Origin of the sequence: Acaryochloris sp. IP29b_bin.148, assembly GCF_028285565.1 — a bacterium.
In the GTDB taxonomy this organism is placed as follows: Bacteria; Cyanobacteriota; Cyanobacteriia; order Thermosynechococcales; family Thermosynechococcaceae; genus Acaryochloris.
Genome location: NZ_JANQOY010000153.1, coordinates 31,844 through 41,757 on the forward strand (window position 1 = coordinate 31,844; position 9,914 = coordinate 41,757).

8 protein-coding genes are annotated in these 9,914 nt (G+C 48.8%); 4 read left to right on the forward strand and 4 right to left on the reverse strand.

What is annotated here, in order from left to right:
• Nucleotides 1–56: 56 nt before the first annotated feature.
• From Q0986_RS14595 to Q0986_RS14605, 3 genes are read right to left on the reverse strand one after another with little or no spacing between them, the layout of a single operon-like run.
• Nucleotides 57–1,142: an MSMEG_0568 family radical SAM protein gene (locus Q0986_RS14595; RefSeq protein ID WP_299411563.1), complete on the reverse strand. Its 1,086-nt coding sequence runs from the start codon at nucleotides 1,140–1,142 to the stop codon at nucleotides 57–59.
• Nucleotides 1,143–1,151: 9 nt separating this feature from the next.
• The gene (locus Q0986_RS14600; RefSeq protein ID WP_299411565.1) at nucleotides 1,152–2,150 is read right to left on the reverse strand and encodes a Nit6803 family nitrilase; all 999 of its coding nucleotides are present in this window, start codon (nucleotides 2,148–2,150) and stop codon (nucleotides 1,152–1,154) included.
• A 26-nt stretch (nucleotides 2,151–2,176) separates the two neighbouring features.
• A complete protein-coding gene (locus Q0986_RS14605; RefSeq protein WP_299411568.1) occupies nucleotides 2,177–2,659 on the reverse strand; it encodes an MSMEG_0572/Sll0783 family nitrogen starvation response protein in 483 nt (160 codons plus the stop codon).
• A 439-nt stretch (nucleotides 2,660–3,098) separates the two neighbouring features.
• On the opposite strand from Q0986_RS14605, the gene Q0986_RS14610 reads away from it, so the two are divergent.
• Entirely contained in the window at nucleotides 3,099–3,776 is a 678-nt protein-coding gene (locus Q0986_RS14610) for a hypothetical protein (protein WP_299411570.1), read from the forward strand.
• A complete protein-coding gene (locus Q0986_RS14615) occupies nucleotides 3,773–4,114 on the forward strand; it encodes a hypothetical protein (RefSeq protein WP_299411572.1) in 342 nt (113 codons plus the stop codon). The genes Q0986_RS14610 and Q0986_RS14615 overlap by 4 nt, the downstream gene beginning before the upstream one ends.
• Nucleotides 4,115–4,522: 408 nt before the next feature.
• Here Q0986_RS14615 and Q0986_RS14620 read toward each other — a convergent pair whose 3' ends face one another.
• Complete coding sequence (locus Q0986_RS14620; RefSeq protein ID WP_299411573.1) at nucleotides 4,523–4,705, reverse strand: hypothetical protein; 183 nt, start codon at nucleotides 4,703–4,705, stop codon at nucleotides 4,523–4,525.
• 211 nt (nucleotides 4,706–4,916) lie between these two features.
• Between Q0986_RS14620 and Q0986_RS14625 the strand changes: the two genes are divergently transcribed.
• Both Q0986_RS14625 and Q0986_RS14630 read left to right on the forward strand, forming a co-directional pair.
• Entirely contained in the window at nucleotides 4,917–6,179 is a 1,263-nt protein-coding gene (locus Q0986_RS14625) for an MSMEG_0569 family flavin-dependent oxidoreductase (protein ID WP_299411575.1), read from the forward strand.
• A gap of 919 nt (nucleotides 6,180–7,098) precedes the next feature.
• Nucleotides 7,099–9,705: a M1 family metallopeptidase gene (locus Q0986_RS14630; protein ID WP_299411577.1), complete on the forward strand. Its 2,607-nt coding sequence runs from the start codon at nucleotides 7,099–7,101 to the stop codon at nucleotides 9,703–9,705.
• Nucleotides 9,706–9,914 lie beyond the last annotated feature (209 nt).

Consider the following 9,914-nt stretch of genomic DNA (forward strand, 5'->3'; position numbering starts at 1 on the left):
AAATAGTGCTGCTCAGCAATCGGGGGATTGCAGGCTTCTATAAACCCTCAAAAAAATTAAGCTTCAAACGTAGACAAAGCGGAACAAGCCCCACATTTGGCACATCCCGCATTGATATCTGCCGAGGACATGCCCGCCTGTTTGAGCATTGCCCCCACCTGCTGATAGAGGGCAAACATAAACTCACTGCTGGGGGCGGGATGGTTGGCTAAGGGGGTGTCAGAAATGGGAACGAAGGGAACAACAAAGGGATATACCCCCAAATCAATCAGTCGTTGCGAAGTCTCCACCAAAGTGTCTAAGCTATCCCCTAGTCCAGCTAATAAATAGGTGGAAACTTGGCCCCAGCCAAATACCTGCACTGCTGCCTCAAAAGCTTCAAAATAATGGGATAGAGGGACTTCGGCTTTGCCGGGCATAATGTGCGATCGCACCTGCGCATCCACCGCTTCTAGGTGCATTCCCAAACTATCTACCCCTGCCGCTTTCATCTGGGCAAACCAGCCAAAATCATCTGGGGGTTCGCATTGGGCCTGAATCGGTAGGTTGACCCGCGCTTTAATGGCTTGGGCACATTCAGCTAAGTAGGCAGCCCCGCGATCGCGGGTATTGGGTGTGCCGGTGGTCATAATCATATGTTTGACCCCATCTAGACGCACCGCCGCCTCTGCCACTTCTGCCAGTTGTTCTGGCGTTTTGCGGGCAATGGTCCGATCCGCCTCTAGGGACTTTTCAATGGCACAAAACTGACAGGCCGTATCGGGATTTCGATACCGCATACAGGTTTGCAATACCGTAGTGGCCAACACGTCATGGCTATGGAGGAGGGCAATCTTCCAGTAGGGGATACCCTCTGCCGTTTGCAGTTGATAAAACTGGGGCTGCTGCGGAAATTCCACCGTGGCTACAGCCTGGTCGGCTTTCTCTAGCATCGCCTGCCGACCTTGATTCACCTGGGCAGTATAAGGGGACTGGCTAGCGGTGCCCGTATAGATGGGAACCATCACCGTCGTTCCATCCACGGTTACCGCTTTATGATCCGAGGGGCCTGCCCCACCCCGACGACCCGCCACGCCAATACTGGGGTCAATTACCTGCAGTCCATTTGATTGCAGTTCAGTAATTAGATGTTGTTTGTCCATAATCTTGGGTTAATCGACGGGGTGAGGGATGGGCTCACTGGATAAGGGAGAATCCTGCTCTGGGAGCGGTACGGTGGGAGCGGATTGCATGACGGCCCACGCTTGTTGGTTCACCTGGAGCTGGAGTAGATCGGGCCGGGAATAATGGCCCACGGAGTCCATCATTCGCTTGCGTTTGGTAATTAGGGAGAAATCGAGATCGGCGATGGCCATCCCTTCGCCCTCAGTCACAGGGTCACAGAGGGGCACCCCCTCGGGGCTAATAATGGCGGTATAGCAGCCCCCACTTAGGACTTTTTGCAGTTTTTCATCGGCGGTAATTTGCTGCTTTTGCTCTGGGGTAAGCCAGCCCGTGGCATTGACCACAAAACAGCCCGACTCCAGAGCATGGTGGCGCATCGTTACCTCCATTTGGTCGGCAAAGATTTGTCCCACCATTGATCCGGGAAACTGCCCACAGTGAATTTCTTCCTGTTGAGCCATCAGGGCATAGCGAGCTAGGGGATTGTAATGCTCCCAGCAGGCTAAGGCCCCTAGCCGACCCACTGCCGTCTCTAGGACGACTAGTCCCGCCCCATCTCCCTGTCCCCAGACCATCCGCTCATGGTAGGTGGGAGTAATTTTACGTCGCTTTAGTCCCAAGGTGCCATCGGCATCAAAGATCAGCTGGGTGTTATAGAGGGAACCGCCTTCTCGCTCATTGACCCCCAGAACTACCACCATTTCGTAGGATCGAGCTGCTCGACTGATGGCATCCACCACCGCCCCCGGTACGGTCACCGCTTCTTCGTATAGCTGCAGATGAGCCTTCCCCATCACCACCGGGGGTTGGATAAAGGAGAAGTAAGGGTAGTAGGGAACGAAGGTTTCTGGGAAGACAATCAGTTGTACGCCCTCTTGGGCTGCAGATGCGATCGCATCCAAAACTTTCTCCGTGGTCCCTTCTCGACTAAACAAGACTGGACTGATCTGTACCGCAGCGGCGCGTACCGTTTTTGCCTGTTCCATAACTAATGACCTCAGGGGGCTGGCGGCTAGGTGGTCCAGGTATCGAGAATAAAAGCCCCTGACTTACGGTGCATCAAAACAATATCTAAGACATCTAAGGGGTTAATGGGCCGAATCCCCGGAATCAAAGAGGGTTCACCGTGACCATAGAGAGCTTGCAAGGCAAATCGACAGGCATAGACCTTGCCCCCTTCTTCCATGATTTTGACGAGCTGGTTGTTCATGGCCTGATGACCGGGAAAGGCTTCATCGCCAATCTTGGGAAAGCCGCGCTGCACACCCAGGGTGACGCCTGGCCCATAAAGCAAAACGGAGGTCTCAAATCCTTTGCGAATCAAACGGGTGGCCTGCAATAGATTCACCAAGCCAATCGATCCTTCAAAGGCAACGGTGTGAAAGGTAACTAGTGCTTTTTCGCCGGAATCGGCCTGCACATCGGGGAAGACTTTTTCCTCATAATCCACAAAAAAGTCGCCAGTCTGGTGGATGGGGGTGGTTACTTCTGGCATCGGTTAAGCATCCTTCTTGAAGAGTTTTGGAAGTGCCTGATGCGTCAATCAGCATCATTAACTCTGCACAGTAAGTGGGTTGAAATCCTTCCCCTGTATCAATAACTACAAACCTACAATGTCTAATTGAAGTGATAGGGGAGTGCAACTATTGCATGGTCTCTAGGTGAAAAATTTAGAGATTTCCTATCACTTTTAATAGGTTTATTACAGGTCATAGCGTTCACTTGAGAACATTCATCATGATTGAATTAAATTAGTAATGCGCTACATTTTTGGGAAAATAATGCTGTGAGACAGTGATATTGGTACCCAATATAAGAATTAGCCTTTATACAGGGGAATCCTAGAGAAGAAGGATCTTTGTAGGTGACGTTATAGATGATGACTCACTTCAACTGTTGAGATCATTCATAACATCTGTTTTCAAGCTGTAACCATGCCCAGTCCGTATTATTCCAAAGAGCAGATTAAATCAATGGTCGAACTTAAGCGACCTGATTTGCTGTATCAAATTAAGGATGAATATGGTGATGTCCTCGATTTCTCTTCTGCTTCAGGGCGGGAGCTACTCAATCACTTGCGCCATAATGTGACCAATTACGACGATGTTCTGCAAGAAATTGAGCATAATCAAGGGAGCATGTCGGGTCGTCAGCTTAAACATGCCACCAATGCTGCAACAGAGTTAGTATTGGCGCTCTACCGCGATGAACATGTGCGGGTTATCCAAGTTGCGCAAGATCGCGGCAATGTTCTGCGAAATCTTATGAAAAAGGTGGGGGTTAGTTCTGCTAGTGCCCTCTCCAACCTCCTCGATAGCTGGTCTGAAAAGCTTAAAACGGTTGCAAAATTAGAAAATAGCCAGCGATCGCTTCAACAATGGAATGATACCTACCGGGTGCAGCGCACTTTAGTCAAAAAAGTCCTGGAACACGAAGGTGTAGATCCCTCAATTCGGACAAAAGTGGATCAGATTTACAGTACTCGATCCGTGAATAAAGCGATCGCGATCGGGGAGTCACTGTTGGATTGGGAACAGTCAGAAATCTTAAAGCTGGTGAAAAAAGCAATTCGCTATAAACATCTTTCTGGATCTGAGAACGAGAAATCGTGAAACTTCAAGGAATTAAGGTTGAGGTATTTAAATTAACTGGTGTCCCTCGAACACCAGAACTCAAGCGTCAGCGCCCAGATCTTACCCATGGCCGTGACTTACGCTATAAAGCTGAATGGCTGGCGATACTTGACCTACTGAAGCATCAGCAAACCATCCAACCAGATATAACCCTCGATCAACTGGATCAACAAGAGATAGAACTTCAGCAATCCTTACATCGAGTAGGTAGAGTGACGGGATTATCAGCCAAAGCGGTAGACAAAATATGGGACAGGATTCAACACAATGCCCAGGCCAACTCAATCGATGTCACCCTTGAGGAGCTAGAGGTTTAGTGTTACCGATTACCCAGCTAGACAATTTACCGACTTATGGTGGAATCTATTGAGTTCTGGATGGCGCTGGGACAGTTATTTACGTTGGGCAAGCGAAGAATATCCATCAACGCTGGCAGAAGGGACATCACAAAATCAGCGATATCCTATCTCGTTGTGGAACGAATGCTTTTATCGACTGGGTTCAATTACCAGAATGGCTGCTTAACCGAGCTGAAAATTTGGCTGTGAGGTACTATAAACCCGTTCTTAACAAGAAAATGCCGCCGATTGTCTGAACGCTAAAACGCTATCAAGTGCAAGCCGTTCGAAACTTCTTAACCAAGGCAGGTATCAACGATGAAGTATAAGGGGTATGAAGCCATCATTGAGTTTGACTCGGAAGATCAGATTTTCTTTGGTAGGGTCTTAGGTACTCATGCTGTCGAGGTCTTTTTGTGTAGGTCTGTCATTAAGACATAAACGAACGAAGACTTCTTCGGCAATCACTTCGCAAGCATCTTCAAATTGATCTTTCTGGATAATATTTGCATCTAATAGAGCATCAGCAGTCAGACCTCCAATCATATCTGACCAATCTTTATCATTCATGCTCAACCTCCAAAGCGCTTAGATTAATCCATTTATAACTATCGAAAATCATAGGATGTGCAATATTGCTGAGCCTAAGCACAAGCCCGAAACATCAGCGAACCTTTTCTAACCTACTGATAGTACTAAACATTTCAATTTCGTAGCCTCTGTAACAGGATCACGTCTGTATGCCTTCTATGGTGCAAACAATCGCAGATTGGAGGCAAATATGGGGAGTCACTATTCCGTCGTCATTGTCGGTGGAGGACAGGCTGGTTTATCGGTTAGTTACTGTTTGGGCGAACGCCAGATCGATCACATTATCTTTGAGCAGCATCAGATTGCCCATTCTTGGCGAAATAAGCGTTGGGACTCTTTTTGTCTCGTTACCCCGAACTGGCAATGTCAGCTACCGGGCTTTTCCTATCCAGGGGATGACCCCAACGGGTTTATGCAGAAAGAACAAATCGTGGATTATATCGAAGCTTACGCCCAGTCCTTTAACCCTCCGGTTCGAGAAGGTGTCAGCGTCCAGCGAGTGCGTAAAAATCCGATTAGCGATGTGTTTGAAGTGTCCACCTCCATCGGTGAATTTTCCGCCGATCAAATTGTGGTGGCCACTGGTGGGTATCATCGACCTCGCATCCCTGGTATGGCCCAGCGTTTACCTAACGAGATTCGCCAACTCCATTCTTCTGAGTATAAAAATCCTGAGAGTTTAGCTGATGGAGCCGTGCTCGTAGTAGGCACCGGACAATCAGGATGCCAGATTGCTGAAGACCTCCATCTTGCAGGGAAACAGGTGCATTTATGTGTGGGTAGTGCGCCGCGATCGCCCCGGCAATACCGAGGCAAAGATGTGGTGGATTGGCTCGATCAACTGGGTTACTACGATCTGACCATTGAAGATCATCCCCAAAAAGAACAGGTGAGAACCAAAACCAACCACTATGTAACGGGCCGTGGTAGAGGGCGGGAAATTGATTTACGTCATTTTGCCCTAGAAGGAATGCAGCTCTACGGCAGACTGACGGATATTCGCGATGCTCAGTTAACCTTTCAGGCCAATTTGCGAGAGAACTTGGATCAGGCCGATGCGGTAGCTGAAAGTATCAAAGGAACGATTGATGCCTATATTAATAAGCATCAAATTGATGCCCCCATGGAGGCCTCCTATTGTCCGGTTTGGGAACCTGCTACTGAACCCACTTCTCTTAACCTAGAGGCTGCCAATATTACCACTGTGATTTGGTCCATTGGCTATGACATGGACTATTCCTGGGTGGAAATTCCTGTGTTTGATGGCAAGGGTTACCCTGGTCATGATCGGGGTGTCACTGGGGTGAAAGGACTCTATTTTGTCGGCTTGCCTTGGCTCTATACCTGGGGGTCGGGACGCTTTTCAGGGATTGCTCGGGATGTTCGGTATCTTGCGGACTATGTGCAGGCCAATCATCGGGTGAATGTGCAATGGCCGAAGGCCGCTCTTTGAGCATCGCAACTTCGCTTCAACGAAATGGCGATTGGATCGTAGCGATGTCATCAGTGATGCCGACAAACATAGCGTCTAAGCCGTTTAATCACCCATCAAGAACAAGGTTCTGGAGTTAGATACGGCAATGAGTTTGAACGATGACCCGATAGATCTAAACCAAAATTTTTAGTCGTCTTAAAAGGTTTTGAGCCCGCCTGTTGAGTGTAGGCAACCATTTGCTCAACTGGAGAATATGCTTCAGTTCTAAGAACTGAACCTAGTACTTTACCTGCGATCGCAAATGAAATAAGGACAAGCATGGTCTAACTTTCAACTCGCTGTAGAAACCGATTACAAAAATAAGATGACAAACAAAATGTATCTTTATGTAAATCAAAGTAACATCTATGTAAACAAAATGCAACATAAGTTGACATATTTATTTTTTATTGGTAAGCCCATATCGATGTGGGACTAGTTCAACCTTGTGTTGCGAAGGCAGACCATCTCCCTCTTGATTGAAGTTATTCTACGGAATAAGGCAGGTTTCAGCCCATGCAAGACATAAAGGTTTAGCCGCTCCTGCTCTCAGGATATTAGCGTTGAATTGCCAATAGTCCTTGGACTTTCCTAATGAAATCCTCAGTATACCCACGTTTCGCTGAGGTAGGGCTTAGTTTCAAAGCTGGATGGGCGAAATTAATGGCTTTTGGCATATCCTCATAGATATTTCTGTAGATAACACATAGCCATAAGTATCCTGGGACTTGAGGCCATAATTCTAGAGATTTAAGCACCATTTCCTTAGATGCTGCACCTAGCTCGTGCGCTTTAATTTCATTGCACTGATAGTCCTGATAAAGCGCTACGCTGGATCGAGAGCCAATCATTGCCAGCAATTCTCTTCAGCTAGCACCATCCTCAGCAAGGTAACAAGATGTCCCATCTTTTCTTCGATTCTGAAACCAAAAAGCACAAGTCCTTTGAAATGGCAGGGGCACGACCGCACTACAACCCAGATCGCCCCGGTCAAGTCGAACATATTTTTCTGGATTTAACCCTGGATATTCCGGGTCAATCCTTTAATGGTACCTGCCAGATCCGGTTAAACCCGGTGCGCAGTGGGATTGAGACCTTAATATTGGATGCTGTCGATTTACAAATCGACGGGGTGAAAGTGGGCCGTACCAAACAGCCCTTTGACTATGATGGCGAGCAGTTACAGATTCAGTTGAAGCAGCCGACGACGGCAGGAAAAGTATTTACGGTTGCGATCGCATATTCCGTCCACCAACCCCAACGCGGCCTTTACTTTGTCCAACCGGACGAGCATTATCCTGATAAACCCACCCAGGTGTGGACCCAAGGGGAAGATGAAGACTCCCGGTTTTGGTTTCCCTGCTTTGACTATCCCGGCCAACTCGCCACTTCAGAGATTCGGGTGCGGGTACCCAAAGCCTATATGGCCATCTCCAATGGAGAGCTGATTGAAACGGAAGTGGACGGCAAGCAAAAAATCTACCACTGGCTGCAGCGAGAAGTCCATCCGACTTACTTAATGACCCTGGCAGTGGGGCAGTTTGCGGAAATTATCGATGAGTGGCAGGGCAAACCCGTTACCTACTATGTCGAAAAAGGGCGAGAAGATCAGGCCAAGCTGACCATGGGCAAAACGCCCCGGATGATCGAATTTTTTAGCGAATACTACGGCTACCCCTACGCCTATCCCAAGTATGCCCAGGTCTGTGTGGATGACTTTATCTTTGGGGGCATGGAAAATACCTCCACCACCCTACTGACCGATCGCTGCTTGTTGGATGAGCGGGCAGCCATCGATAATCGGGCGGCGGAAAGTCTAGTGGCCCATGAATTGGCCCACCAGTGGTTTGGCGATTTAGTCGTGATTAAGCATTGGTCCCATGCCTGGATTAAGGAAGGGATGGCCTCTTACTCCGAGGTAATGTGGACCAACCATGAGTATGGGGCTGAGGATGCCGCCTATTATCGGCTGCGGGAAGCACGGAATTATTTCAATGAGGACAGTACTCGCTATCGTCGCCCCGTAGTCACCCATGTTTATCGAGAAGCGATTGAGCTGTATGACCGCCATCTCTATGAAAAAGGGGCCTGTATCTACCATATGATTCGGGCCGAATTGGGGGATGAACTGTTTTGGCGGGCCATCCATACCTTTGTCCAGGACAACGCCCACCAAACCGTAGAGACTATCGACTTACTGCGGGCGATCGAAAAAGCCACGGGTCGCAATCTGCTCTTCTTATTTGATCAGTATGTCTATCGGGGCGGTCACCCCGAATATAAGTTGGGCTATAGCTGGGATGCCGATCACCAAATGGCCAAAGTAACGGTCACTCAAACCCAGGTCAATCCCAAGGATAAAAATAGCGCCAAAGAGCTGTTTGACTTGAGTCTGCCCATTGCCTTTGGCTATGACCGAGGCAAACAACCCGTGGAGTTCCAAACCTTTACAGTCCGCGTCCATGAGCAGGAGCAGAGCTTTTACTTTGGTCTATCCGAAAAGCCCTTATTGATTAGCTTTGATCAAGGCAATCACTATCTCAAGCAGGTTGCCCTCGAATATCCGATGCCGGAGCTGAAAGCTCAGCTAAAGCAAGACCCCGATCCCCTCTCTCGCATTTATGCTGCTCAGTCCTTAGCGAAAAAAGGCGGCTTAGAAGTCGTCAAGAGTTTAGGAGAAGCCCTAACTACCGATGGGTTCTGGGGCGTCCGGGTCGAAGTGGCCAAGCAGCTCGCCCAGATCAAGCTCGATCAGGTGTTGCCTGCCCTTAAGCCCGGACTAAAAGATCAGGATGCTAGAGTCCGACGGGCAGTCGTGGAAGCCATGGCGACCTTTAAGACCGATGAAAGTTACAAAGCCATTAAACCCTTCGCCGAAAAGGGCGACCCCAGTTACTACGTGGAAGCGAGTGCGTTACGAGCCGTGGGTGCGATCGCAGCCTCCACCCTGACCACCAAACCTAAGGAAACGAAGGTAATCAAGCTCTTCAAATCAGTCCTTAAGGATCGGGGCGGCTGGAATGAAGTAGTGCGTTCTGGTGCCATTGGTGCTCTCAGCCAAATGAAAACCTCCACTGCAGCACTGGATTTGATTTTGGCCTATACCGAGGCAGGCACCCCACAGCCGCTGCGCCTCGCTGCCATTCGAGCCTTAGGCAGTATTTCCACTGGCCAATCCCCAGAACAACTGCAACGCATTTTGGACCGATTATCGGTGCTGGTGGGTGAAAGCTTCTTTTTAACGCAGGTATCTGTGTCTGCTTCTCTGGGACAAATGGAAACACCGAAAGCGATCGCACTGCTCAAAACCTTAGCCAACCAAACCCCCGATGGCCGGGTCCGACGGATGGCGGAAGAATCGATCAAAAAAGTGCAGGCCCAGGTGAAATCGAATCAAGCGCTGACCGCCCTCCAAGAGGAGGTACAGCAGTTGCAAAAAGCCAATCAAGATCTAAAAAGTCGGTTAGCGGATCTTGAGGCTAAAGCCAAATCAGCGACAACTTAGATCTGACGTCCCCTCCACCCAATTCGCAACGGCTGGCACCCGGAAGAGGAGACAGGTAAAAAAATACAAACCTTTACAAACATCAGCCCCAAAGCAGGGCTTTACAGGTTATTCGCTTTACAAAGGCCCCTCAAAATTCGACAATAAATCTTGGCAAACCCATTTCTGATGCGCAGAGGACTGTGAATCAATGATCTTAAATTTTAAAC